Annotated in this window: 26 protein-coding genes; 3 read left to right on the forward strand and 23 right to left on the reverse strand. The window is 70.0% G+C overall.

Features of this window, described 5'->3' with window-relative positions:
• Positions 1-96: 96 nt before the first annotated feature.
• The 18 genes from ABH937_RS08895 to ABH937_RS08980 form a co-directional block, all read right to left on the reverse strand.
• The gene (locus ABH937_RS08895; RefSeq protein WP_370217785.1) at positions 97-1,356 is read right to left on the reverse strand and encodes a DUF3631 domain-containing protein; all 1,260 of its coding nucleotides are present in this window, start codon (positions 1,354-1,356) and stop codon (positions 97-99) included.
• Entirely contained in the window at positions 1,353-2,228 is an 876-nt protein-coding gene (locus ABH937_RS08900; RefSeq protein WP_370217786.1) for a bifunctional DNA primase/polymerase, read from the reverse strand. The genes ABH937_RS08895 and ABH937_RS08900 overlap by 4 nt, the downstream gene beginning before the upstream one ends.
• Before the next feature lie 65 nt (positions 2,229-2,293).
• Positions 2,294-2,560 carry a hypothetical protein gene (locus ABH937_RS08905; protein ID WP_370217787.1) on the reverse strand — a complete coding sequence of 89 codons (267 nt, stop codon included), beginning with the start codon at positions 2,558-2,560 and terminating at the stop codon, positions 2,294-2,296.
• A gap of 19 nt (positions 2,561-2,579) precedes the next feature.
• On the reverse strand, positions 2,580-2,945 hold the full coding sequence (locus ABH937_RS08910) for a hypothetical protein (protein WP_370217788.1): 366 nt from the start codon (positions 2,943-2,945) through the stop codon (positions 2,580-2,582).
• Entirely contained in the window at positions 2,942-4,492 is a 1,551-nt protein-coding gene (locus ABH937_RS08915; RefSeq protein ID WP_370217789.1) for a DNA cytosine methyltransferase, read from the reverse strand. The genes ABH937_RS08910 and ABH937_RS08915 overlap by 4 nt, the downstream gene beginning before the upstream one ends.
• On the reverse strand, positions 4,489-5,076 hold the full coding sequence (locus ABH937_RS08920) for a hypothetical protein (RefSeq protein WP_370217790.1): 588 nt from the start codon (positions 5,074-5,076) through the stop codon (positions 4,489-4,491). The genes ABH937_RS08915 and ABH937_RS08920 overlap by 4 nt, the downstream gene beginning before the upstream one ends.
• A gap of 117 nt (positions 5,077-5,193) precedes the next feature.
• The gene (locus tag ABH937_RS08925) at positions 5,194-5,688 is read right to left on the reverse strand and encodes a single-stranded DNA-binding protein (protein WP_370217791.1); all 495 of its coding nucleotides are present in this window, start codon (positions 5,686-5,688) and stop codon (positions 5,194-5,196) included.
• A gap of 141 nt (positions 5,689-5,829) precedes the next feature.
• Positions 5,830-6,261: an NUDIX domain-containing protein gene (locus ABH937_RS08930; protein ID WP_370217792.1), complete on the reverse strand. Its 432-nt coding sequence runs from the start codon at positions 6,259-6,261 to the stop codon at positions 5,830-5,832.
• Between the two features lie 11 nt (positions 6,262-6,272).
• On the reverse strand, positions 6,273-6,773 hold the full coding sequence (locus tag ABH937_RS08935; RefSeq protein WP_370217793.1) for a hypothetical protein: 501 nt from the start codon (positions 6,771-6,773) through the stop codon (positions 6,273-6,275).
• A gap of 12 nt (positions 6,774-6,785) precedes the next feature.
• Positions 6,786-6,974 (reverse strand): hypothetical protein, encoded by a 189-nt coding sequence (locus ABH937_RS08940; RefSeq protein WP_370217794.1) that lies wholly within the window; start codon positions 6,972-6,974, stop codon positions 6,786-6,788.
• A 244-nt stretch (positions 6,975-7,218) separates the two neighbouring features.
• Complete coding sequence (locus ABH937_RS08945; protein ID WP_370217795.1) at positions 7,219-9,348, reverse strand: hypothetical protein; 2,130 nt, start codon at positions 9,346-9,348, stop codon at positions 7,219-7,221.
• A 96-nt stretch (positions 9,349-9,444) separates the two neighbouring features.
• Positions 9,445-11,136 (reverse strand): hypothetical protein, encoded by a 1,692-nt coding sequence (locus ABH937_RS08950; protein WP_370217797.1) that lies wholly within the window; start codon positions 11,134-11,136, stop codon positions 9,445-9,447.
• A complete protein-coding gene (locus ABH937_RS08955) occupies positions 11,129-11,365 on the reverse strand; it encodes a hypothetical protein (RefSeq protein ID WP_370217798.1) in 237 nt (78 codons plus the stop codon). Before ABH937_RS08955 ends, ABH937_RS08950 begins: the two co-directional genes overlap by 8 nt.
• 94 nt (positions 11,366-11,459) lie before the next feature.
• Positions 11,460-11,741 (reverse strand): hypothetical protein, encoded by a 282-nt coding sequence (locus ABH937_RS08960; protein ID WP_370217799.1) that lies wholly within the window; start codon positions 11,739-11,741, stop codon positions 11,460-11,462.
• Positions 11,742-11,761: 20 nt separating this feature from the next.
• Complete coding sequence (locus tag ABH937_RS08965) at positions 11,762-13,276, reverse strand: DUF2637 domain-containing protein (protein ID WP_370217800.1); 1,515 nt, start codon at positions 13,274-13,276, stop codon at positions 11,762-11,764.
• A gap of 92 nt (positions 13,277-13,368) precedes the next feature.
• Positions 13,369-13,533: a hypothetical protein gene (locus ABH937_RS08970; protein ID WP_370217801.1), complete on the reverse strand. Its 165-nt coding sequence runs from the start codon at positions 13,531-13,533 to the stop codon at positions 13,369-13,371.
• A complete protein-coding gene (locus ABH937_RS08975) occupies positions 13,530-13,928 on the reverse strand; it encodes a WhiB family transcriptional regulator (RefSeq protein WP_370217802.1) in 399 nt (132 codons plus the stop codon). The genes ABH937_RS08970 and ABH937_RS08975 overlap by 4 nt, the downstream gene beginning before the upstream one ends.
• Positions 13,928-14,173: a hypothetical protein gene (locus tag ABH937_RS08980; protein WP_370217803.1), complete on the reverse strand. Its 246-nt coding sequence runs from the start codon at positions 14,171-14,173 to the stop codon at positions 13,928-13,930. The genes ABH937_RS08975 and ABH937_RS08980 overlap by 1 nt, the downstream gene beginning before the upstream one ends.
• Before the next feature lie 771 nt (positions 14,174-14,944).
• Here ABH937_RS08980 and ABH937_RS08985 point away from each other — a divergent pair.
• The 3 genes from ABH937_RS08985 to ABH937_RS08995 all read left to right on the forward strand — a co-directional run bounded on the left by ABH937_RS08985 (position 14,945) and on the right by ABH937_RS08995 (position 17,119).
• The gene (locus ABH937_RS08985) at positions 14,945-15,307 is read left to right on the forward strand and encodes a GntR family transcriptional regulator (protein WP_370217804.1); all 363 of its coding nucleotides are present in this window, start codon (positions 14,945-14,947) and stop codon (positions 15,305-15,307) included.
• Between the two features lie 319 nt (positions 15,308-15,626).
• Positions 15,627-16,568: an AAA family ATPase gene (locus ABH937_RS08990; protein WP_370217805.1), complete on the forward strand. Its 942-nt coding sequence runs from the start codon at positions 15,627-15,629 to the stop codon at positions 16,566-16,568.
• A complete protein-coding gene (locus tag ABH937_RS08995) occupies positions 16,565-17,119 on the forward strand; it encodes a guanylate kinase (protein WP_370217807.1) in 555 nt (184 codons plus the stop codon). Before ABH937_RS08990 ends, ABH937_RS08995 begins: the two co-directional genes overlap by 4 nt.
• A gap of 15 nt (positions 17,120-17,134) precedes the next feature.
• Here ABH937_RS08995 and ABH937_RS09000 read toward each other — a convergent pair whose 3' ends face one another.
• From ABH937_RS09000 to ABH937_RS09020, 5 genes are all read right to left on the reverse strand, one after another.
• Positions 17,135-17,980 (reverse strand): DUF1932 domain-containing protein, encoded by an 846-nt coding sequence (locus tag ABH937_RS09000; protein WP_370217808.1) that lies wholly within the window; start codon positions 17,978-17,980, stop codon positions 17,135-17,137.
• The gene (locus ABH937_RS09005) at positions 17,977-18,618 is read right to left on the reverse strand and encodes an HAD family hydrolase (protein ID WP_370217809.1); all 642 of its coding nucleotides are present in this window, start codon (positions 18,616-18,618) and stop codon (positions 17,977-17,979) included. The genes ABH937_RS09000 and ABH937_RS09005 overlap by 4 nt, the downstream gene beginning before the upstream one ends.
• 84 nt (positions 18,619-18,702) lie before the next feature.
• A complete protein-coding gene (locus tag ABH937_RS09010) occupies positions 18,703-20,019 on the reverse strand; it encodes a hypothetical protein (RefSeq protein WP_370217810.1) in 1,317 nt (438 codons plus the stop codon).
• A 660-nt stretch (positions 20,020-20,679) separates the two neighbouring features.
• Complete coding sequence (locus tag ABH937_RS09015) at positions 20,680-21,165, reverse strand: hypothetical protein (RefSeq protein ID WP_370217811.1); 486 nt, start codon at positions 21,163-21,165, stop codon at positions 20,680-20,682.
• 519 nt (positions 21,166-21,684) lie between these two features.
• The gene (locus ABH937_RS09020) at positions 21,685-23,523 is read right to left on the reverse strand and encodes a glycoside hydrolase family 15 protein (RefSeq protein ID WP_370217812.1); all 1,839 of its coding nucleotides are present in this window, start codon (positions 23,521-23,523) and stop codon (positions 21,685-21,687) included.
• Between the last annotated feature and the right edge of the window lie 155 nt (positions 23,524-23,678).

The following is a 23,678-nucleotide window of genomic DNA, read 5'->3' on the forward strand; positions in this document are numbered from 1 at the left end:
GCTCTCTGGGGTCCGCTACCGCCGCTACTCCGCTACCGGGCAGGTCAGCGAGGGTGCGGTGGTAGCGGGAGGTGGTAGCGGTAGCGGATGGGTCGGTCAGCCGGTCGTGGTGAGGTCGGCGGCGGGTTCGGTGGTGGGGGCCGGGGTTTCGTCCGCTACCGCTACCGGGGCCGCTACCGGGAAGAGGGGCCTGACCTGCGCGGTAGCGGGGGTAGCGCCGGTAGCGGACGTTTCGGGGAGGGGCGGGCAGTAGCGCAGCCAGGCGTCGGTGAGGTCGGCGGCGTAGTAGCCCTTGAGGACGGATCCGGCGACCTTGATGTTGCGCGGGCGGATCGGGTCGTTCTCGGCGGTGACGTAGTCCCCGAGCATGCGGGCGAGGCTGCGGGTGGTGAGCGGGCGGCCGTCGAGGTCGGCCCAGGGGGCGTCGTCCATGGCGGTGAGGCGCTCCAGGATTGCCACGCTGGTCATCCGCTCCGCGCCGTCGAAGGCGTCGCGCAGGTCCGCGAGGAGACGGATGCCCAGCGATCCCTTGTCGTTGGCCTTGGAGGCGTTGACCAGGGCGAGGCAGGCGGCGCGGGCCCGCTCGGGCCAGTGGCCGCCGGCAGCGTCGGCGACGGCGATCAGGGGTTCCCAGACGTCGGCGGGGCGGTCGGTGATGCCGTCGGGCATTTCGGGCCAGGCGCCGTCGATCTGCTCGCGGGTGGTGTCGGCCCAGGCGGCGAGTCGGTCGCGCAGGGCGTGGCCTTGGGGCTCGTGGATGCGCTGGCGAAACCCCTCGACGGTCTCGTTGGGCGCCCGGCGGCGCATCCGGATGACGACGGCCCGGCTCATGATGGTGTCGGGCAGGTCGCCGAGCCCGGCGGTGGCGAGGGCCGCGTAGACGGGGAACTTGACCACCCGGTGGTTCTCGCCTTCGCGGACGCTGCGCAGGATGCCGCCGGTGCGCCGGTAGCCGGAGTTGATGAGGCTGCGCAGGTCTTCGTTCCCGGCCGCTTTCGGCCCGAAGATTGCGTCGATCTCGTCGAAGAGGATGGTCGGCCGACCAGCCGCCTCGTCCGAGATGGAGCGGAACAGGGCGGAGGGGCTGACATCCGTGGTGATCAGCGGCCGGGGCGTGAGGGTCTGGATGATCTCCAGCGCGCGGGTCTTGCCGCTTCCGGGTTCCGGGGACAGGAAGGCCAGGCGGGGGGTGGACTCGAAGGCGTCCATGAGGTGGGCGTGCGCATTCCACAGGGTCACAGCTACGTAGGCGGCCTCGGAGGGGAAGACGTTGAAGCGCCGGTGGTGCCGCTCGATCTCGTCCAGCAGCGCGGCGCCGTCCTCGGGCGTCTGGCCGGGGGTGGGGGTGTCGGTCATGCGGCGGGCCTCGCGGTGGTGTGGGCCAGGCCCCAGTCGAGGCCTGAGCGGATGGTACGGGCGGCTTCCTTGTCGTGGAGGCCGGCGGCGTGGGCGGCGTCGATCAGCCGTTCCTCGACCTCGGTGCGGGTCAGGGTGCGGGTGGCGACCATGCGGGCCAGGGACCGGGCGGCACCGAGCAGCGCATGGTTGCGGCTGCCCTCGCCGGTGGTTGCGACCTTGTCGCATTCGCGGTCGAGCGCCGCGGTGGCCCACGCGGCAGGGTCGGAGATCCGGCCGGTTGTGTGCGCGGGTGCGGGCCGGGCGGGGGTGCTCTTTTCGCTGATCAGCAAAAGGCCGGGAAGCGGCAGCAGCGGCATGTCCAGCTCCACGATGTACGGCCGACCATCCACGACCGAGCCGGCGGCGACGACGTAGCCGCCGCTCGCGCGGGTGTCGACGGCCCAGCCGAACGTGCCGACGGTGTTCGGCTGTGCCGGGCCGTTGGGGGCCTGGTAGTAGAGGTGGCGTCCACCGCTGCGGGTCCGGACCCGGAACGTCTGGTCGGGAACCGGCTGTCCGGCGCGGCTGAACAGTTCGGCGAACACGTCGGTGCCGTCGTTGATCCCCGGCTCGTCCCACTCGGCCGGCGGGCAGACCCCGGGCTTGGGGACGTCGAGGTCGGCTACCACCAGGCGGGAGGGGCCGCAGGCGATGGCGATGTTGAACGGCCCGCTGTCCCAGCAGAGGCGGATGCGGATCGGGTCGGTGGTGGCGCGCTGCTCCCAGCCGGCGATGGCGGGGCGCTTGCTGTCGGGCAGCAGGGGGAAGACGTGCCAGCCGCGCTCGGCTGCGGCCAGCGCGGAGGTGAGCAGGTCGGGTTGAGCGGTCATCAGGGCCTCTCGGGCGGGTGCGGGCGGGCGCCGCCGGGGTGGCTGGCGACGCCCGCCCGGGCGGGTCAGGTGGTGGAGTCGAGGTGGAGGGACAGCTGTCCCTCCACCTCGAAGCGGGGTGCGGGCGGCAGCAGCGCGTCCACGGCAGTGCGGTGCTCCTCGTCCGTGGCGCGGCAGATCACCATGTGGTCGGCGGTGATGAGCCAACCGATGTGACGGGCGCTGGCGGCGGCCTCGGCGGGGCTGTCGTGCAGCGGGATCAAGTCGTCCATGTCGTCGTTGCCGCACACGTCGCAGGTGACGACGTGGAAGGTGCGGGGGCTGATCGGCATCGGTCCTCCTGAGGCCGGGTCAGATCTCGAACAGGGCGCCGGATTCGACCGGCGGCTCAGCGGTCTGCTGGGCCTTTCGGGCGGCGGCGAGGGCGGCCGTGTGGCAGTCGGGGCACCACGCGGCCAGGTCCCGCTTGGGCAGGGCGGCGGCGCGGTGCTGGGGCAGCAGCAGGTCGGCGGCCCGGCTCGGGGCGGCGATGAGGTGGATGCGGGCGCCGTTGCCGTGCCGGGTGCGGTAGCCGCCGTGGGTGTGGGGGCAGCGGCCGCCGTCCTTGTCGTGGTTCTTGCCGCAGGCGCCGCGGCATTGGCAGCGCCCGGACGCGGCTGCCATGACCTGTTGCCACAGGCCGGTGGTGTCCCCGAGCGGCGGGGTGCGGCCGGTCACGACATGCCCCGCTCGGGGAGGTCGTGGCCGGTGACGGCCTCGACCAGGGCGGACACGAGGACTTCGGCGACGGGCGGGGTGACGGCGTTGCCGTACTGGCGGACCTGCTCGCGCTTGTTGCCGAGCACGGTGTAGGCGCCGGGGAAGGCCATCGCCGCGCCGATCTCGCGCGGCTCCAGCATCCGGAACAGCACCTCGTCCACATCGACCTGGGTGTTCCTCAGTAGGGCGTAGCGGTCGTGGGTGGTGAGGGTGCCGACGGGGTCGGCGACGGAGCGCGGGGTGCCGGTGCTGTAGTACGGCAGGAGCAGGGATGCCCAGTCCGCTTTGGCGGGTGGGGTGGTGAGGCCGTGGTGATTGCCGGAGGCGGTCACGGTGGCGAGCGCGTCCAGGACCGGGCGCGCGTCGGAGGAGCCGCCGCGCAGTTCGGTGATGAACGGGGTCCAGGCCAGGCCGGTCTCGTTGCGGGCGGTCTGGGTGCGCAGCGGCTCGGCCGCCGGGGTAGCGGTCTTGCCGTCGCGGCCCTCGGTGGGCACCAGCAACGGGGGCACGGCGAGGCCGTCGTTCTCGCGGGTGGTGCGGGTGGGGGCGGGGTCGGTGACGGGGGTCGCGGTGTCGCGCCAGGTGCCGCCGGCCGGGGCGAGTAGCGGCAGCGCGTACTTCGCCAGCCCCGCCCGGATCCGCTCCACGGTGGCCGCCGCGTACGGGGTGTACTTGCGGCCGGGCTTGCCGTCGCCGATCCGCCGGCCGGGCAGGGCCCAGTCGATGACCGAGGCGGCTGGGAGGACCGGGGGCTCCACCACGCTGTTGCGGCAGGTGACGTTCGGGCAGCGGTACAGGTACTGCTGGCGGTAGCGGCCCATGTCGGTGCGGGGCTTCTTGAACGCCTGCACTGCGCGCACCACCTTCTCGCAGCCGGGGCACCACGCGCTGGGGCGCAGCCACTTGTCCCAGTCCGGCGTGCGGCCCAGGTCCCGGCGCCAGTAGGCGAGGTAGAGCCTGTCGCGGCTCTGCGGGGCGAGGGCGACGGTGCGGGGGCGGGCGTGCATGGAGTTCAGGGCGATCAGGCGGGTGTCGTAGCCGAGGTGGCGGATGTCGCCGACCCACTGGTTCCAGTCGGTCCAGGCGCGTACGTCGATGACGTTCTCGACCACCCCGGCGAGCACCGGGCGTCCGCGTGCGGCCATGGCCTCGAGGTAGCGGGGCACGTCCCACATCAGGGCGCGGGAGCGGTCGGTGGCCGCGTCGGGCAGGGTGTCGCCGAACAGGTCGGGCTGCTTGTCGAAGTCCCGGCGCACCCCGCGGGCGTTGGACCACTTCGGGCACTCGGGGCTGGCCCAGAACAGGTCGGCGGCGGGGAACTTGGCGACGTCGTGGTCGTGCAGGTCGCCCAGGAAGTGCTCCGCCTTGGGGAAGTTGACGGAGTGGCTCGCGATGGCCTTCTCCCAGTGGTTCGCGGCCAGCACGGGGACCACGCCGGGGACGGCGGCGGCGCCGGTGGAGGAGCCGCCGGCGCCGCAGAAGAAGTCGATGTAGGTCAGGCTCACCGCGCGCTCCCGGTCAGCTCGTTGACCAGGTGGGCGTGCCGGTTCAGGAGGTCGACCAGGGTGGCGACGCTCTCCTTGGCCTCGATCGTCAGCAGCGCACCGGGGCCCTTGGCGGCCGGCTCCTCCAGCAGCGCGCGGGGCACGGGGATGAGCAGGGTGGCGGTGGCCAGTAGCGCCGTGCGGGTGAGCCGCTCAGGCTCGACCAGTGGCCGCCAGGATCCGGTGTCGAACAGAGCCGGGCGTTCGGTGCTCCAGTTGGTCAGACCGGCCGGATGGTGGCCGAGCGAGGACTGGCGGATCGGCACGTCCACGCGCAGCACCAGCTTGTACTCCTCGGTGACGTGCGCGGTGACGGCGCCCAGGTCGGGGCGGATGCGCACGTAGCCGGGGGCCATGATCGGGCTGGTGGCGACCTGCCACGCCACGGCGGCGAAGGCGACCTCGTCCAAGGGGTAGCCGTCGTCGATGAACCGGTGGGCGTGCTGGTCGAGGTAGGCGCCGTAGCGGGAGGAGCCGTTGGAGGCGCGCTCGCGGTCGTAGGCGTCATCGATCAGGGCGAGCGTGCGGGGGCTGAACTCGGGCATGCTGGTTCCGATCTCGTTGTGAGCGGGATTGAGCGGGGCCCCGCAGCAGTCCGTCGTCCCGGCCAAGGTGGACGGCTGCCGCGGGGCCTCGCGCTGTACGGCGGGGGCGAACCGCCCCTAGAACGGCGGCTCTTCCCTGAAGCCGGAGCCGCCACCCGCCGGGGCGGCGACCGCAGTGGGGCCGGGCGTGGCGGTGGACCAGGGGTCGGCGGCCGGGCCGCTCTGGGCGGGGCCGCCGGCTGCGCGTTGGGCGCGGGTGACCTTGGCAGTGGCGAACCGCAGGCTCGGGCCGATCTCCTCGACGTCGAGGCCGAGCATGGAGCGGTTCTCGCCGGCCTCGGTCTTCCAGTTGTGCTGCACCAGGCGGCCGGTGGCGACCACGCGCATGCCCTTGGCCAGGGTGTCGGCGACGTGTTCGGCCGTCTCGCGCCAGGCGGTGCAGCGCAGGAACAGCGCGGTGCCGTCCTGCCACTGGCCGCTTGCCTTGTCGAAGGTGCGCGGGGTGGAGGCGATGGTGAAGCGGGCCATCGCGGCGCCGCCCTGGGTGAACTTGAGCTCGGGGTCGTCGGTCAGGTTGCCGACGATGGTGATCGGGGTGTCTCCGGCGGACAACGAAGCCTCCAAGGGCTGGTGGTTGGTCCGGGAGCGGATCCTGTCCGGTCCCCCGCACCGCCCGGGGCGCCGTCGCTGGCTGCGGCGGGTCCGGGCGGCACGGCCGGTCGGGCAGAAGCGTGTTGCTCGGGGCCTGGTGGTCTACCGGGCAGCGAGGAGGTGACGGCGGGCGGCGGCCAGGATCTGGGCGTGGTCGAACGCGAGGTGCTCGGGCAGGTCGGTGAGCGGCACCCATCGCACGGCGGCGGCGTCGTCCCCGGCCAGGGCCTGCGTAATTTCCGGCACCTCGACCAGGTAGGCGGCGCTGACGTACCGGCCGCGGGGGTCGCGGCCGGGCTCGCCGTACAGCCCGATCAGCGTCAGGTCTGTCGCGGCGACGCGGACGCCCGTCTCCTCCCGCAGCTCCCGCGCGGCGGCGTCCAGGGCCTTCTCGCCCGGGTCTACGTGCCCGCCCGGCAGCGCGAGCAGGCCCTGATGGGGCGGCCAACCGCGCTCGATCAGCAGGACGTGTTGGCCGCGGACACACACCACGTCGGCGGTGTACCGGATCGTCTCGAACGTGTCGTTGCTCATGGGGTTCCTCATCAGAAGTGGTTGGTGAAGGTGGACTTGCCCCGGGCGACCTGACGGCCGATCGAGGTGTTCTTGGTGGTGGCGTGGGTGGTGTGGAAGAGCGACATGGTGGTCGCGCCGTTGGCGCGGGCGCGGACCTTGGCGGCGGCGACGGCGGCCACGACCAGGCCAACGAATACGGCCATCCATTTGAGGACGTGGACAGCTCCGGCCATGGCGGGGGCAGCGGCGGCCAGGCCTTCGCCGACCATCCAGAACGCGCCGCCGGCGGCCGCGGTGGCCAGCGAGCCGTAGAGCACGTACTGACGTACCGCCAGCGACAGCCCGGGGTCGGCAGCCGGGGCAGCGTCAGTCTGCGGGGTGGTCGGTGTCGGCTCGGGCGTGGTGGTGGGCTCGGCGACGGGCAGGGCGACGATGCGGCCGTTGACGAGGGTGGCGATGTAGCCGGGCGGCATCAGGTAGGCGTCGGGGTCGGTGGTGGTCGGGGCGGGGGTGTCGTAGACGCTGTCCATGTCGGTCTCCGGTCAGTGGTGGGCGAAGAGGTGGACGAGCGCGGCGAGGAAGGTGTTGACGGGCCCGGCGGCGCCGGTGGAGGCGGCGGTGAAGCCGGACAGCCACAGGACGAGCGCGACTGGCAGGCTGACCCAGCGACCGCGTATCAGGACGGCACTGATGATGATGAAAAGGACGCTGAGCCCGATGGTGACGGCCACGGTGATTCCTCTCGCGGAGCGCGGGTTCGGGGTGTGAAGGGCCCCGCCCGCGACGGGTGTCGGGCGGGGCCGGGTGCTGTCGCCTTGCTGTCGTTGGAGCTGTCGTGTGTGCTGTCGCCGAGCTGTCGTGGCGACTGTCGTCACGACTGTCGCCTCCCAGGTCAGAGGGGGGTTTGCGGCCCTCGGACGGTCCAAGGCCCCTCGTCGGGTGGGTGGGGGCAGTTGGGGCGACAGTGGGCCCGTTTCAGCCCTCGGCGGGCGGCGGGGTGGCGTGCCGGCGGTGGACGTAGCGGGCCTTGTTGCCCTCCCCAGTCCGGACCGCGTCCCCGTTCTCGACCCACTCCTTGAGCCAGCCCGCGATGGTCTGGCGGGTGGTGCCGAACTCGGGCTTGAGGACCTTTTCCATCGCGGTGGCACCGGTGCCCTCGGGCCCGGCCTTCAGCAGGAGCGCCAGGGCGGCCTCGCGGGCGCCGGGCTCTTCGACCGCGGGGGTTTCGCGGCCGCTGGTCCAGGTCGAGGGGTCGGCCCAGTTGGTGGCGGTGGCCTGCGGGCCGGACGGCTCGTCCGCCGGGGGCAGCAGCCAGATGCTCTCCAGCTCGTCCTCGGGATCCTGGGCCGGGCGGTCCCATCCGGCGGTGGCCTTCCACCGCTGCTCGGCCGGGCCGGCGTCGCCGTTCTGGGCGGACGATGTCCCGTCAGGTCCGGTGGTGGAGGCGACCGCGGCCGGCTCGTGCCAGAGGTGGCCGCAGCGGTCCAGCAGCCATCGGTCGGTGTAGTCGGTGCCGGCCGCTGCCAGCGACGGCGCGTCCAGGGTGGGGCGGCGGTGGGCGGTGAGCGCGGTGATCTCCTCGATCTGCTCGGGCTTGATGCGCCACTGGCGGGCCTTGGCGGGCTGGGTGCCCTCGGTGCCCACCAGTAGCGAACCGGGGCCAGAGAAGGAGTCTTCGGCGCGAAGCGCCCGCCAGCCGAAGAGGTGGCCGAGTTCGGAGTCCTCGTAGGCGCCGGTGGCCACCCGGTTGGAGGCCATCTTGCGCACCAGCGGGTCGGGCATGACGTCCTGGGTGACGCGCAGGACGGAGACAACCACGCGGATGGCCATCGCGCGAGCGATTCGGATGACCTCGGAGATACCGGCCAGGACGGCGCGGGCCTCGCGGGTGGCGGCGACCTCGGCGCCCTCGTCCATGACGATCACGATCTCGGGGATCGTCGGTCCGACGGGCAGCTTGTCGTCGTTGGCGTCGCGCATCGCGTCCTGGTAGGCGGTCTTGCGCTTCTTGGCGATCCGCACCGCCGCCGCCAGCATCCGCTTGGCCTCGGCCGGGGTGGAGGCGACCCAGTCGACCCCGGGGACGGGGATGTCCGCGTCGGCCCAACGGGACCCGGTGCGGCCGAGTTGGGCGTCGCGCCAGGCGTTCAGCCAGGGCAGGCCGATCGATCCGGCGTTCAGGTCGATGACCCACACCAGGGTGTCGCTGGTCTGGTTCAGCAGGGCGATCAGGGTGTGCAGCCAGTTCGTCTTGCCCGACCCGGTGGGGCCGGTGACGATCGTGGACGCCTGCCGCAGATCCAGCTCCGCCCGCGCCCCGTCCGACAGGAGTGCGACACCGACCGGGTTGTTCACGGTCGTGATCTCGCCCATGTCCTCGATCGGGAAGGGCAGTTCGATGTCGGCGAGGTTCTTGATGGTGACCTGGATCAGGACCCGGCGCCGGGTGATGCCCGGGGTGATGGACAGGCCGCAGCCCTCGGCCAGGTCGAGGTCGGATCCGAGTTGCTCGGTGCGCTCACTGACTGTGCGGCGCACCGCGCCGGCGGGGAGTTCGATCTCCAGGGTGTATCCGGCGCCGGAGGGCCAGTGTTCGATGCCGAGCACGGTGACGTCGACGTTGCAGACGCGTTTGATTCGCTCGGTCCACTCGGCGGCGAGCTGGCGGCGGGCGCCGATCAGCAGCAGGTGCCGCCTGGCGGCCTGTTCGATCTCCTCGTGCCCCGCGGCGAGCGGGGCGATGGTTCCCGCGACGGTGCCGGCGGTGGCGAGGGCGGCGAGGTGGGGCCAGGTCCAGGGGCCGCCGTGCGCGAGCACGTAGGAGGACCAGCCGCCGGCGGTCAGCCAGCACGAGACCCGGAAGACGAGGGTGGAGCGGGTGAGACGGCGGCGCCATCCGGTGGCCACCGTGGTGAGGGCGATGCTGGCGCCGGCGCCGAGCGCCCAGCCGGCCGGTAGGCCGGTGGCGTGGCCGAGGCCGGTGGTGGTCAGGGTGCCGAGGGTGGCGTTCAGGGTGCCGGACAGGATGCCGTGTCCGGCGCTCCAGTCGATCCGTGTCCCCGGCGCGGCCTTGGCGCGGGTGTTCCGGCTGGTGGTGTTGGTCATGGGCGGGTCTCCCCCAAGGGGTCCGGGAGCGGTCAGGGCGCCCACGCGGTGAGCGTGGGCGCCCTGACGGCTGTTCAGGCGGGTTGTGGGGTGGGTTCAGACGTTCCACTTGCGTTCGGCTTCGACGCCGTTGCGGGGGTTCTCCACGCGCTCGATGTCGACCTCGTGGACGCGGCGGTAGACCTCGCCGACCTCCTCGAGGGACTGGACGACCTTGCCCATCGCGCGGTAGCCCTCGCCGATCTCCTCCACGACGGCGGGGTCGACGGGCAACTGTTCGGCGGACTTCTCGGCCAGCACCCGCAGCACGTCCTGGATCGTGGCGAACGCCACCGGCAGGTCGTCCACCAGGACCTGGAACTCGGACATGAACTCGGGGTCGAAGGTGGTGGCGGCCTGCAACATGACGTCGGCGGCCGAGGAGAGGGAGAACGCGGGGACGGTGGACTGCGAAGCGTCGGACACGGTGACCTCCTGGTTGGTGGGCTTGCCGAGGGTGACCGGGCCGGCCGCACCGGCGGGGGCACCGGCCGTGGCCGGGGTCTTGGGGCCGGAAGTGGTCTGGTGGCCGGGGTGGTTGACGTGCTCGGCGGGCACCGGGACCTGCCCGTCCACGCCCTGGCCGAGGATCGCCGCATCCCGCTTCTCACGGGCACTGCGGGCCCGGTCGGCCAGGAACCGCCAGGCGCGGCGGGTGTGACCGGCAACCCTGCCCCGGTGCCGCCAGTTGAACGCGGCCCCGGACAGCGCGCCGACCAGGCCGGCCGCAGCCCCCGAGCCGGCCATCCGCACTCCGTAGCGCAGCGCGGAGCGTTTCAGCCGCTTGCGCTGATCAGACGTCAGCTGCCGTTCGCCGGTGCTGTTCACGGCGTCGGAAGCGCCGGGGGTCTGCGTGGTGGGGGTGATTCCGGCGCGGCGCTCGGCGCGGGCAATGCCCTTGGCCAGGCGGCGGTTGGTGCGCTCGGCCGCCTTCGCCGCCCGCACCTGCCCCCGCGAGCCAGCGGGGCCTGAGGATCCCGCCGCCCGGGTCCCCACCGGCGCCACGCCACCACGCCGACCGACACCGGCCAGGCCGCCACCGCGCCGACGCTGCCCGGTAGTTGGCCCGCCTGCTCCGGAGCGCTGCCCGGACGTGTCGGTGGACCGCCGGAACATCCCACCCGAACGACCCCCGGCGCCAGCGGCAGCGCCGGGTGCGGTCCGGCCCGTGGCGGGCCCGGACCGGTCCTGAACACCGGCGCGTCCGCCGCCTACCGTGCGCCCGCGTCCACCGGTGGTCGACGCGGGCGAACCGGCTGGCTGGAGCTGCTGGTTGTTGCCTCGGTGGCGGCCGCCCTGCGCGGCCGTCTGGCCGTATCCGCTGCTCGCGGGCCCTTGGCGGTGCTGGGCGCCGCGCCGCGTGGACGGCACGCCCCCGAACATCGCCGACCCGGCCGCCGGGGATGCGTTGCCGCGGCGGCGAAAGGCGGTCGGGGGCCGGCCCGCGCTGACCGCGTTGCGGCGCTGCCTGGACCTGGATCCGGCGCGGGCGGCAACCGTGCCCAGGGCGGCCATGCCGACCACCGCACCGGCCACGGCCAGCGAGCCGGGGCCGCCCATCGACAGCGCGCCGCCGGCCAGGCCGGTCACCGCGTTCACCCCCGCGACCGCCAGCGGTACTCCCGGCACGACAGCCCCCTCCCCGGCGGGAGCGCCCTGCCCCCGCACCGGCGCCGGCGGCACGGGCGCCGCCGGCGGTTGGACGACCTCGACCACCGTGGCGGCGGCCGGGGCATCGACGTCAGGCACCGGAGTCACCCGCACCGTGGCGGGCGTGGTCGGTGGCGAACTCCTGGTAGCGGCGCTCGGTACCCGGCTTCAGGCCGCGCACCCGCACCCGCACCGTGCACTCGGCCACCGGGCACAGGAAGGTGCGGTAGCCGCCGAGCGCGTCCAGCAGGCGGCGCACGGGTCCCGGGCGGCGCGCCGGCGGGTCGTGCGGGAGGTGGTCGTGCATCCAGTCGGGCAGGTTTCCCATGGTCAGCACCCCTTTCCGGGGGAGGGCTCGGTGGTCGGTGGGGGCGGGGTGGGCTGCGGTTGGTGGCCGTAGCCGCCGTTGACGGAGTGGTCGCTCACTGCCGCACCCCCGTGCCGTTGTCGAGCCGGTCGGCGGGGGTCAGCTCGTCGCGCTCCAGCGAGAAGAACAGGACGACCGGCCGCTGGGTGGCGAGCACCGTGGCCGCCTGCTCCAGCAGGCCGGCGAAGACCTCGGCGCGGCTCTGGCCGGGCCGCAGGTAGGTGCCGCCGCTGAGGGTGTGGATGCCGCCGTTCGCCGTCTGGACGGTCAGCACCCAGTGGAAGGCGGTGGTGGTGCCGAGCGGCGCCGTGACGGCGCCGTGAGTGGTCAGGGACATCAGCTGTGCTCCTGTCTGGGTCAGGCGTTGGCGCCGGTCAGGACCGGGCGCGCGGGGCGGTAGCCGGCGGCGATCAGCTCGGCCGCGTCGGCGCGGCGCTGAGAGGCGGTGGCCACCGACACCCCCAGGGCCTCGGCGATGGTCTGCAGGTCGATGGACTCCGCGATACCGGCGCCGTCGGCCAGGATCATCCGGGCGACCTTGCGGGCACCGCGCTGAGACGGCGTCAGACGCGCCTCGTCCTCCATTTCGAGGACACGCAGCTCGATTTCAGCGGCACGCTCGCGCGCTTCAGCCGCGCCCAACCGGGCCTCCTGCGCGGCTTCCTGCTCGGCGATGCGGGCCCGCTCGGCGGTTGCCGCGTCCCGGTCGGCTTCGGCCGCGCGGCGGCGCGCTTCGGCGGTGGCCTCCTCCGTTTCGGCCAGAGCCCGCGCCGTTTCAGCAGCACGCAGCCGGGCCTGTTCGGCGGCCTCCTGCTCGACGGCGCTCGCCTGTTCTGCGGCCACCGCCTCCCGGTCGGTTTCAGCCGCGCGGCGCCGCGTTTCAGCGGCGGCCTGCTCCGTTTCAGCGGCGGCCCGGTCGGTTTCAGCAGCGCGCAGGCGGGCGTCGGCGGCCTCCTGCTCGGCCTGGGCGGCCCGCATGACCGCCTCCGCCTGGTCGGTGCGCTCGGCGGCCTCGGCCTCCCGGCCGGCGGCCACCGTTCGGGCATGGGCGTGGGCCTTGGCAGTGGCGGTCTCCGCCCCGACCTCGAACCCAGCCGCCTCCACCCGACCCACCGAGCGCAGGCGGGCGATCTGCCGGTGAGCGTCGCGCTCCTGTGCACGCTCGGCCAGATCGGCCTCGAAGCCGGCCTGGCGCTCCTCGCGCAGCATCGCCTGCTCGGCGGCCTCAAGCGGTAGCGCCAGGGCCTCGTCCACGCTCAGCCCGAAGCGGGCCATCGTGAGCGGAAGCCGCAGGTCAGCCGGGGCCTGGCCCACGTCGCCGTGGTCGCGCTCCAGCATCACCCGGTAGACCAGCCGCTCGCGCTCCAGCTCCACCGCCCGCGTGTAGGAGGGGATGCCGTATAGGCGCATCCGCCGGTACATCCGCCACGACGGCACAGGGGCCAGCAGCCACCGGTGCACCGGCACCCCCGCCGCAGCATGGCCGGCCTCGATCCGCGCGGTCACGATGACCAGGCGCCGCCCGGCCTCCACCGCCGCGACGAACATCAGCGGCACCACCGCGTGCATCGCGGTGCCGGTCGGATCGGCCAGCCCGGCGCCGTTGGACGCGGCGTTGAAATAGATCGTCGCGCCGGTGAAACCGTGCGCCAGCAACCTGAGCACCGGCCACGGCGTGCCGCGCCGGATCAGGTGCAGATCCATGGCCAGCAGCACCACGATCCCCGCGTCCACACCGACTGGGAACGCGTAGCTGAAACGCCCCAGCCCGTGGCTGAAACCCAGGTGCACCAGCGACGCGTAGGACCCGGTGAAGCCGATCCCCGCGAGCACCGTCCCGCCCGCCAGGGCCACCAGCGTCAGCGCCACCATCACCGCACCCGAAGCCGACCGCGGCGTGCCCGAAGTGTCAGGCGCCGGACCTGAAACCGGATCCGGCGTCCCCGAAACAGCCGTGGCCGCGCTCATCGCCCACCCCCGGCCGCACTCGGCGCCGGCGGGACGGGCGGCTGCGGGTGAAGCACCGCCAGGTGCCGCTCGACCATCGCACCCAACTGCTCGGTACGGGCCAACGCCTCCCGCATCGCCTCACCCGCCTGCGACGTGGCGGGCCCAGCCGCGGCGCTCATCGCGCCACCGCCTCAGCCAGTGTCGTGCGCTTGGCGTAGATGGCCGAGGTCAGGCGGCGGCGCTCGCGAGCGGTCAGACCACCCCAGACGCCCTCCGGCTCCTTGCGCTCCATCGCCAAGGCCAGGCAGCGGCCGCGCACCGGGCACGACCAGCAGATGGCCTTGGCCCGCCGCTCGGCGAACTCCCTTGCTGCGGTGTCCTCGTAGCCGTCCTCGTCCGGGTCGGGCCCGTAGAACAAGCCGGGATCGACGTCGGTGCAGGCGGCGCCGTGCAGGTCGCTCTCAGCGGGTGGGGTGGCCGCAGCCAGCGCCGCGATGACCGCGGTCGTCGGGCGGGCGGTGGCGTGAGGGGTGCGGGTGCCGACCAGGGTCAGCGTGCGGGCAGCGGTCGTCATCACGCGGCCGCCTTCCACGTCAGCACCCGACGCCGCTGGGCGGCGGTACGCATCAGCGAACGGGCATAGCGGGCCTCATCCGGCCGCAGGTCCGGCAGCACGTCGCGGGCGGCCGCCAGGCGGGCCAGACGCTCCTCGGCCGGCTCCTCGTCGGTGCCGGTGAACAGCTCCGTGTCGACACCGAGCGCGAGTTCCGTGAACTCGCGAGCCGTGCAGGCCTCGTGGCCTGCGACAATCAATCGCATGGGTCGTATCTCCGTTCAAGCGGGACGGCCCTGAGCGGCCCCGGTGCACCACCACCGGGGCCGCAGCCGTATCGGAATCGGCGCCCAACGAGCAGCCGCGGAACCCGACGCGCCACCGCCACCCCGACAAGGGGCAGGCGGTGCGCGCCGGGAGCCGTGATCACTGGTAGAGCGACCAGAGTTGAAGGCCCGTCCTACGGGCGTCAGGTCTCTCGGGCCTGGTCCGGTGCTTCCTCTCTGCTCAGCACGAGCAGGGCGGCACCCCCGATCGGGGGCTGCGTGGCTCGCTGCCGCCGGTGACATCACCCGGTCGCCACGGGGGCGGTCTCTCTCATCCCGCCACGTGCATTGGAACCCCGCTGGCTTGCTCCGCAACGCCATCCAGCCGTACGAATCGGCCTGGTCAGCGCCACCGTCCATCCCCACACCCCGCAAAGAGGTGGCACGCCACTGCGTAGAGGGAGAGCACGTATCGCGGCGGTCATCCCCCGGCCTCTCGGCCTAGGCGCCATACCGCGACCGCCGCCCTCGCGTCGGTCCCGCACGATCACTCTTCAGTTCTCAAGGAACAGCCGCTTCCTTTGAGTGGTCACCCACCCTCTGGGCGCGTTCTCACAGGTCAGGCGCCATACGAGGCATGGCGGTGTCCCGTGAGCGAAGCCCTCGTTTCGGGGGCTTGCTCATGAGCAAGCATGCACTAGCGCGCGCTTGCTCACAAGCCCTGTGCGTCAGTGCGTGGTAGTGCGCGGCGGCGCTGGATACGCTCAAGGCATGAGCCTCGCCGCGAACGACCCCACAAAGTTCCCGTCAGAGCAGGTGGCTGCCGAGATCCGCAGGAGGATCAGCGACGGCAAGTACCCGACCGGGCGCCTGCCCTCAACTCGGGAGCTGGCTGCCGAGTTCGGCATTGCACCGCAGACGTTGCGCAACGGCCTGCGGCCCCTGGTCGCAGAAGGCCTGATCTTCTCGGAGGGCAACCGCGGCTACTTCATCACCAAGCTGGTTCCCCGGGACTCTGCCGAAGGCACCGAGGCGGCGCCGACCATGACGGCAGGCATAGGAGAGGAGCTGGCGCGGGTCCGAGAGGAACTGGCGGACCTGCGGGAGCGGGTAGCTGCGCTTGAGGGCAGGTAGGTGCGGACGGCGGCAGGCAGCGTCCCTCGAAGCGGGGTGGCGATCGGGGATGCGAAGCGAACTGAGTGGCATCTGTGCTCCTCCTGGCTGGATGACTCAAGTCCACCGCAGCCAAGGGGAAATCAGTATCACTCGTTGTTACTCAAAACTCACAGAATTAATTTAAACGAGTAGTATCACGAGTTCTATCACGGTTTCCGGTGAGCTCAACGAGCCGCTACACTCGCGGCATCGAGCAGTTTCCTAGGAGGGGAATGTGTCTCGGCAGCACCCAGGTTGGGATCCGGGGATTCTCAAGAAGACGCGAGAAGCTCACGGATTGACTCTAGAGGAAGTTGGAGAGGGGCTCAGGGGGATCAGCGAGCGGCTCGGATTCAACCTTGCCGCGAACTTCCAGACGGTATGGAATCACGAAAAGGGTGATTCGTATCCCCGCCCTGATTACCGTCGCGCCTACCAGCTTCTCTACCACCTCAACGAGGCAGAACTGGGCTTCCGCCGACCGCTCCCCGGAGAGGTCACCACGGTGCCAAACCCTCGTACCCCTGACGCGCTTCCCGATCAGGTCACCGCGATCCGCGAGGCGCTCGGCAGCATCCGAGAGGGCGCAGGGGACGTAGACGCCGAGTCATTTCGGGACCGCGTGATAGATGCTTGGCGACGGCAGGCCAGCGGCGACTCCGCTCAAGGGCCGACCGTAGTACTAGTGGGCGGCTATGCCGGGAGCGGGAAGTCGGAGTTCGCCAAGTTCCTTGGCCGACTGACCGGATGGCCGATCCTGGATAAGGACTCGCTTACCCGGCCGCTGGTCGACCAACTCCTAATCGCCCTTGGCGGCGAAGCCAACGACAGAAGCTCAGAACTGTACCGGGAGAAGGTTAGGCCCCTCGAATATCGCTGCCTCATGGAATCGGCGTGGGATAACCTCGACTGCGGGATTTCCGCAATCCTTGACGCGCCATTCGTGGCAGAATTCTCGCAAGCTGAATGGATGCAGCGGTTCTATAACCGCTGCAGGTCCAAGCGCGTGGCAGTTGCCAGTATCTGGGTTCAGTGTGATCCCGACTCAATGCGTGAGTACATCGAGTTCCGGGGCGCCGCGCGGGACATGTGGAAGATGGAGAACTGGGACCAGTACCTGGCCACGATGGACCTGGAACTCCGGCCGCAGGGGCCCCACTTCGTGGTGGACAACCGCCTCGGTGCCGCGATCGCCGCAGCCGATCAGGCGCGCGATCTGCTGAGCGGGGGCGGACTGTGAACCGCCGGCGGGGCATCATCCTCTACGGCCCACCGGCAGCGGGCAAGGACACGGTGACCCGGGCCCTGCAAGAGCTGGATCCCCGCTACGAGCTCTTCTCCCGAATGAAGTTGGGCTCCGGAAAGTCCGCCGGCTATCGGATGGGTACTCTGTCGCAGCTCGCGGAGCTCGAAGCTGCCGGCGACGTGATCTACCGCAACGACCGTTACGGCAACGTCTACGTGGTTGACCGGCTGGGCCTCGACGCTGCTTTCGCCTCGGGCGTCCCCGTTCTTCACCTGGGGCAGGTCGCTGGGATCGAGGCAGTCCTCGCCGACTATCCGGCTGACTGGATCACGGTGCTGCTCTGGTGCTCACGGGAGCAGACTGCGGCGCGGTCGGCAGGCCGGGGCGACAGCGACACGGGCGACCGCCTGAGCACGTGGGATGCGACGAAGGCTGACATCGACGCTCATCCTGACCAGAAGTGGAACGTATCGCTGGACACCAATGAGCTGTCTCCTCAGGAGGCAGCGGGATACATCAGCGCCGCGCTGTCGCTCCACAGTTAGCTCCCGACAGAGCGTTCATCGCTCCGCGAGACGGTCAAGGGCCTCGTCCGGGGTCAACCCGGCGAGGTCCTTACTGCTCTCCCAACGCGCCAGCGTCTGTGCTGCGGCCCGCAGCAGCTCGTCTGGCAGTCCGTCAGCGGACAGCATGTCGGCGGCCTCGTCCATCTCCGGCCCCCAGCGCCACGCACGCGCCGCGGTCTTGGCGATGTATCCGGTCTCCACCAGGTAGCTGCCCTCGCGCTTGCTCGCCACGTCGAGCAGAGCCGCGTCAACGCCGTGGGCTCGGGCCGCACCGAACGCAATTGCCGCCAGTACGCGTGACGCCTTCTGGTATGAGCTGTACGACAGCTTCAGCGCTGATGCCTGGCCAACATCGCTGCCCAGTACCGGAGTCTTCACCGGGCTGTCTGCGAACAGCTCTTCCAGTAGCGAGACGGCGGCGAGCGGCCCGGAGAGATACAGCCGAGTCCCTTTGCCGCCGATCGGCGGCGAGCCGATGACAGCGCCGTCGACCACCGCACGAGCGGATCCGTCCAGCAGGGCGGCGATGCGCTTCGTCCGCTCCGGGTTGATGGCGTTGGCTTCCACGAACACGCCAGCGAATCGGTGCTCGGCGACGGTACGGGCCAACTCCTCGGCAGCGGCCGGCGGGCAAAGGCTGAGGACAATGTCGGCTTGGTCCAGCAACTCGTTCAGCCCGCCCACGGGCTCCAGTCCAACCTCTTCTGCCCGGGCCACTGTGGCAGTGCTGCGGCCCTTAGGACACCAGAGCACGCGTTCGGCATTCGGCCGAGCGCAGGCGGCGACTGCGGCGCCCATGCTCCCCGGGTGGAGGATGCCGACGGTCAGCTTGCTGGTCATCGCATGCCCTCCGAGAGTCCAAGTAGGAAGTCCGCCGCTTCGGCCGCAGTCTCGGCGATGTGATCCGGGGTCAACCCCGGTGTGGCCCACGCGCTGCCCGCCGAGATCCAGACGGTCCGCAGGCCGGCCGCAGCCGCCCCGGCGATGTCCGTCGCCGGGTTGTCCCCGACCATCCAGGCACCCGCAGGAAGCTCGTATCCGCAGCGCGCGACCGCTACTCGGAACGCCTCGACATCGGGCTTGCGGGCTCCTGCCTCATCTGAGATGCACACCGCGTCGAGCCGGTCGAGGAGGCCCGTGGCGGCGAGTTTGGCTAGCTGAATGTCCGTTGCCCCGTTGGTCAACACCCCGACCGTCCAACCAGTGGACCGCAGCAGATCAATCCGAGCCAGGACCTCCGGGCTGCACACCACCCCTCTAGCCATCCCGGTCACGTAGGCACCCCAAAGCTCTGCCGCCGACTCCGCCAGGCCAAAGGCGCTGCGCAGGTCCTCGAATGTCTCTGCGCTCGCCCGCTCACGAAGCGCTACAGATATGCGATCTGCGGCAGCTGCCGACAGCTGCCGCGCCGCAGCGAACTCGACGACCCAATTCGCCAGCGGGCCGCGCCGGTCTATCAAAGTGTTGTCCAGGTCCATCAGCACGAGCCTACTCATGAGACAGACCCTACTCGCCAGCTGTGGTGATCGCTCCAGACCATGAAGGAACAACTGATAGACACATCAGTTCTTCAGGATGCCACCTGTCACTTTTGCTGCGGCACTAATTCGGTCTCCAACCGATGGATCGACAACAATTGCAATCCCTCCAGCAACGATCATGAAGATGGGGCCCATACTGGCCCCGGAGAGAACCCTAGTCCACTCAAAGGGATGGAGAATAGTTAGCGCCCCTGCCGCCAATACTATCGCAATAGCCACCAGTCGTCGGAGACTGCGAAGTGCTTTTGTTAGCCTGCTTTCACGCACAGTGTCAATAGCCAAAGCACCCCATCTACCATCAACGGCATCAACAAGCGCAACAGCGAAGGACTCCCGCATGTGATCGAGGCCACTAATACCCGTGGCCGCCTCCCGCTTCCAGCTCCTAGCTGCGGCAGCGACACCATCTGCCAGTCTCACAACAGAGTAGTCGGCGACGCGATCCCCAGTAAGAATTGAGTTCTTCCATTGTGTTTCAGAGAATCTGGCGAGGCTCTCCAGCGAGTCAACGATCAGTAGCCTCCCCCGCCCAGCGAGGTAGTTTCCGAAAGCCAGGCTTCGCTGCGACTCCGTGTCACCGCTTTCGAAACCCTCTCGTTCCGCCAATAGTGCGAGTTCGAATAGGCGCTGTATCATTCGGGCGCACGAGGCAGTCGAAGTTGAAACCCTTCTGCGGATAAAGCCGACTATCTCGTCCGAAACTGATGAGACGAGAGGCAGGAGTGCCATAGCAAGTACGCCAGAAAGGCTAACAACGAATACTCTATCCAGCTCCGCAGTGCTGATACTTAACTGCTTCCAGTTCGGCCACCTGCGCCCTGCGACCAGTAGGCCGGATTCGTGGACCGACTTCATCCAGCCGTCCCTATAGCGGAGCAACAATGCAGCACTTGCCACGAGGCACAGCCGCCATAGATACGCGAGCCACCTTGAAGCGCGATCTAGGACTGAAAATACAAATCTGGTTACAAAAAATGCCAACGCAACGACTATTAGAATGGATGTCTGAGATTCTTGAGGCAGAGCATAAAAGTACTTCTGATGCTCCCCCCAAAATGAAAATAAACCGAGCAGCAGCACCGTCCTGACAATCAACGGTTCATGATCTAAGGCGAAATTTTTAACCGACCTACCTCTGGCCGGATCAACCAGGGTCGTCAGGTAGGCCGTAGCGACCGCAGGTCCTATGCGGGCTCTTGTCTCTGTATCTAGAGAAGAAAGCTCTGAAACCTTCGCCCGCTGCCGGTCGACAATGTCCTCGAGCTCCCGAATCTCGATATTTCGCCGTTCTCTAAATCCATTCTGGATCGCCCGAGGGAGATCAATGAGCGCTTCCAATCCCGTGGCTGGCGGGTCGGATTCATCCGGATTAACTAGAAGCCATAAGAATTGGGCTCCCCACCGCAAGAAATTTCGAAGCATACGCGTAATTGCGGCGAGCTTACCGTCGCCCTCATAACTACTAACGGAAGTACTCCTTTCAGTACTTATGGTCTGGGACGACTAAGGATAGTTGGGAGCTGGTGGCCCGTGTAGCCGTTTCGAACTATTTGCTGCGAGAAAATTGGCAGCTGACCGGCAGCGGAGGTTCAGAGCAGAGCGGCCCAAACCGGGCCTGAAGCCGGCCGGTGCGAGGATGCACAGCGACGCGCGTACACGGAGGCGCCAGTTGATCACCACGTCAGAGTTCCGCAACGCTGGCGATACGGCCCGCCTCGTCACAGGCACAGGCACGCGGCGCGGCGCGCGAGGCTCGGCCTTGAAGAAATCCTGGAGACGACCTCGACGCGGCGTCTCAATCAAACGGGGAGGTTTCCTCGCCTGCGGCACATGCACGGCTAGGCCAGCCGAACAGAGATAGACCTTCAGACATACACGCAGGTCGAAGCGCTTTGAATGCCGAAGCGAGCAGGGCTCTTCTACGCACCCGTCCGCTTGGACGGCGATCATGGCGGTGGCGCCAGCGGAGGGTGTGATGCGGACTCGCTGCCTGGGTGGTCAGCCAGTGGTCGGTTGCGGGGGTACTGGCAGTGCTTCGTGGTGGTGCCAGATCAGTGATCTGTCCTCGCTGCGGAGCTCTGCCGAGCCCCACTCCAGGCGGACGACACCGCTGTGCTGGGCGCAGGCGTAGGCCACGAGGACGAGCTTGGTCTCGGGGGAGAGTCGGGCGAGGTCGTTGTGCAGTTCGTCCGGCTCGTCGTGGTCGAGGCCCAGGTCCAGTTCGCCCTGCATCGGATCCGGTCCGTGGCGCCGGATGAGGTCGGCTCGCAGGCCGGAGGCGCGGCGGAGTTTGGCGCTGCTGACGGGTACGTCCTTCTTCGAGTAGCGGAGCGGATAGAGCACGTGGCCGGCCACGACCATGACGGTGCGCGCCTGGAGCCGGACTGGCTCGGCGTCAGGGAGCTCTGCCAGGCCGGTGGCCAGCTCTTCGTACTGTGCGGCGTAGAGCCCGTGCCCGTACGCCTCCAGGGTCTGGGTGTGCACACTCTGATGAGCATCCCTTGCCCGCTCGTGCGCTCGGACGAGGCAAGCCGGAACGATCCGGGTCAGGCTGGGGGCGAGCGGGCCAAAGACCTTCCGGGCCCATGGTGAAGCTGTATCTTCATCGGTCACGAACTCCCCCAGGGCTGGATCCGCTCTGACGATCGTCAGCTCTGACGGTCTGGTGATCGGCGCAGCGCGACAAGGGCGCATAGGGGGATCACTTGGAGCACAAGGGAAACGAGCTTGTCAGCCAGGCCGGGAAGCCGGAGTCAGTACATCACCGCCTGACATCAACGGCGCCGGATGCAGGCGCATCGGGTTGGCCGGCGAGGGAGGCGGAGCGGGCTGACTCTGTCGGGCCGGCCAGGCCGGACGGCCGTTCGATCGAACTTACAAAGCAGATGTCGGCGGTTCGAAACCGTCCGCGCCCACCAGTCGACCAGCCAGAATCCCAGCATCAGCCCAGCTCCGGAGCCTTCCCGAGCTGGGCTGATCGCGTATTCCCTGGTTCCTGGTGCGTCAGCCCAGCGCGCGGTCGAGGTTGAAGGCGGCGCTGATCAGCGAGAGGTGGGTGAAGGCCTGGGGGAAGTTGCCCAGTTGCTCGCCGGTCGGGCCGATCTCCTCGGCGAACAGACCCAGGTGGTTGCCGTAGGTGAGCATCTTCTCGAAGGCGAGCCGGGCCTCCTCCAGCCGGCCCGCGCGGGCCAGCGCCTCCACGTACCAGAAGGAGCAGATCGAGAAGGTGCCCTCGGGGCCGTGCAGGCCGTCCGGGCTGCTGGCCGGGTCGTAGCGGTAGACCAGCGAGTCGGAGACCAGGTCCGTGGTGAGCGCGTCCAGCGTGGAGAGCCACTTGGGGTCGGTGGGCGAGACGAACTTGGCCATCGGCATCATCAGCAGCGAGGCGTCCAGCTCGCCGTCGTCCAGGGCCTGGACGAACGCGCCCCGCTCGACCGACCAGCCGCGCGCCATGATCTGCCGGTAGATCGCGTCCCGGGACTGCCGCCAGCGGGGCAGGTCGGCCGGCAGGCCGCGGCGGTTCGCCATCCGCATCGCCCGCTCCAGTGCCACCCAGCACATCAGCCGCGAGTACACGAAGTTCCGCCGGCCCGCGCGGGTCTCCCAGATTCCCTCGTCGGGCTGGTCCCAGTGCTCGCAGAGCCAGTCCGCCATCGCGCCGACCTCGGCCCAGCGGTCGCTGCTGATCGGCTGTCCCCACTTGTCGTACAGGTAGACCGAGTCGATCAGGGCTCCGTAGATGTCCAGCTGGAGCTGGCCGGTGGCGGCGTTGCCGACCCGGACCGGTGCGGAGCCGAGGTGGCCTTCCAGGTTCGGCAGCTCGTACTCGGGCAGGTCGCTGCGCCCGTCGATGCCGTACATGATCTGCAGCGGGCCGGTCGCACCGGTGCCGCGCATGATGCCGCGCTCGCCGAGGAACCCCATGAACGCCTCGGCCTCCGAGGTGAACCCGAGGCGCAGCATGGCGTAGACGCAGAAGGCGGCGTCGCGGACCCAGACGTACCGGTAGTCCCAGTTGCGCTCGCCGCCGATCTGTTCGGGCAAGCTGGTGGTCGGGGCGGCGACGATCGCACCGGTCGGCGCGTAGGTGAGCAGCTTCAGCACCAGCGCGGAGCGGTTCACCATCTCGCGCCACCGCCCGTGGTACTGCGAACCGGCCAGCCAGTGGCGCCAGAACCGGACGGTCGCCTCGGCCTGCTCCTCCGCCTCGGCACGCGGACACGACCGAGGCCGGACGCCGTCGCCGAGCCGGTCGAGGGCGAACACGTTGGACTCGCCCTCGAGGAGCTTGAAGTGCGACCACACGTCCAGGCCGTCGCTCTCCAGGGGCGCGGTGGCGGTCAGCGCGAGCGTCAGGGACGGGGAGCGGAACACCGCCTCGTGGTCTCCTTCGAGGTGCGTGGTGTGCGTTTCGGTGCCGTAGCCGAAGCGCGGGGCGATCCGCGCCCTGAACGGGAGGGTGCCGCGGACGCAGACCACCCGCCGGATCAGCCGGTGCCGGGACGCCTCGCGCGACTCGTCGACCACGGGCATGAAGTCCTGGATCTCCGCCACCCCGTCCGCGGCGAAGAACCGCGTGATCAGCACGTTCGTGTCGGGGAAGTAGAACTGCCGGGTGCGGGTCGGGACCTCGGCGGCCAGCTCGAACGACCCGCCCCGGTCGGCGTCGAGGATGGACCCGAAGATGCTGGGCGCATCGAAGCGAGGGCAGCAGTACCAGTCGATGGTGCCGTTCGTGCCGACCAGGGCGGTCGTACGAAGATCGCCGATCAGGCCGTGTTCGGAGATCGGTATGTAGCGGTAGCCGTCCGCCTGCTCGAAACCAGCCGTGTCGAACGCCATGCCGGCCTCCCTGCCGCTGCGGCGCGGGCCTGGAGATGAGGACTTGCTTCTCCATGCTAGATCGGTACGACCCGGACCTCGCGCCCTCCGCCCGGGGGGCCGGTGCGACGAAGATCGCCGGATGTCTGTTCCCGTCCGAGCAGACCGTGCAGAAT

Source organism: Kitasatospora sp. GAS1066B (assembly GCF_041262605.1).
Taxonomy (GTDB): Bacteria; Actinomycetota; Actinomycetes; order Streptomycetales; family Streptomycetaceae; genus Kitasatospora.

Bases quoted from the DNA above. Each gene is read 5' to 3' on its own strand.
- ABH937_RS08980 (WP_370217803.1), bottom strand. From the start codon at position 14,173: ATGCGATTGATTGTCGCAGGCCACGAGGCCTGCACGGCTCGCGAGTTC.
- ABH937_RS08955 (WP_370217798.1), bottom strand. From the start codon at position 11,365: ATGGGAAACCTGCCCGACTGGATGCACGACCACCTCCCGCACGACCCG.
- ABH937_RS08935 (WP_370217793.1), bottom strand. From the start codon at position 6,773: ATGGACAGCGTCTACGACACCCCCGCCCCGACCACCACCGACCCCGAC.
- ABH937_RS08920 (WP_370217790.1), bottom strand. From the start codon at position 5,076: ATGCCCGAGTTCAGCCCCCGCACGCTCGCCCTGATCGATGACGCCTAC.
- ABH937_RS08960 (WP_370217799.1), bottom strand. From the start codon at position 11,741: ATGTCCCTGACCACTCACGGCGCCGTCACGGCGCCGCTCGGCACCACC.
- ABH937_RS08945 (WP_370217795.1), bottom strand. From the start codon at position 9,348: ATGACCAACACCACCAGCCGGAACACCCGCGCCAAGGCCGCGCCGGGG.
- ABH937_RS09020 (WP_370217812.1), bottom strand. From the start codon at position 23,523: ATGGCGTTCGACACGGCTGGTTTCGAGCAGGCGGACGGCTACCGCTAC.
- ABH937_RS09000 (WP_370217808.1), bottom strand. From the start codon at position 17,980: ATGACCAGCAAGCTGACCGTCGGCATCCTCCACCCGGGGAGCATGGGC.
- ABH937_RS08930 (WP_370217792.1), bottom strand. From the start codon at position 6,261: ATGAGCAACGACACGTTCGAGACGATCCGGTACACCGCCGACGTGGTG.
- ABH937_RS08965 (WP_370217800.1), bottom strand. From the start codon at position 13,276: ATGGTGGCGCTGACGCTGGTGGCCCTGGCGGGCGGGACGGTGCTCGCG.
- ABH937_RS08985 (WP_370217804.1), top strand. From the start codon at position 14,945: ATGAGCCTCGCCGCGAACGACCCCACAAAGTTCCCGTCAGAGCAGGTG.
- ABH937_RS08905 (WP_370217787.1), bottom strand. From the start codon at position 2,560: ATGCCGATCAGCCCCCGCACCTTCCACGTCGTCACCTGCGACGTGTGC.
- ABH937_RS08900 (WP_370217786.1), bottom strand. From the start codon at position 2,228: ATGACCGCTCAACCCGACCTGCTCACCTCCGCGCTGGCCGCAGCCGAG.
- ABH937_RS09005 (WP_370217809.1), bottom strand. From the start codon at position 18,618: ATGGACCTGGACAACACTTTGATAGACCGGCGCGGCCCGCTGGCGAAT.
- ABH937_RS08970 (WP_370217801.1), bottom strand. From the start codon at position 13,533: ATGAGCGCCGCGGCTGGGCCCGCCACGTCGCAGGCGGGTGAGGCGATG.
- ABH937_RS08975 (WP_370217802.1), bottom strand. From the start codon at position 13,928: ATGACGACCGCTGCCCGCACGCTGACCCTGGTCGGCACCCGCACCCCT.
- ABH937_RS08895 (WP_370217785.1), bottom strand. From the start codon at position 1,356: ATGACCGACACCCCCACCCCCGGCCAGACGCCCGAGGACGGCGCCGCG.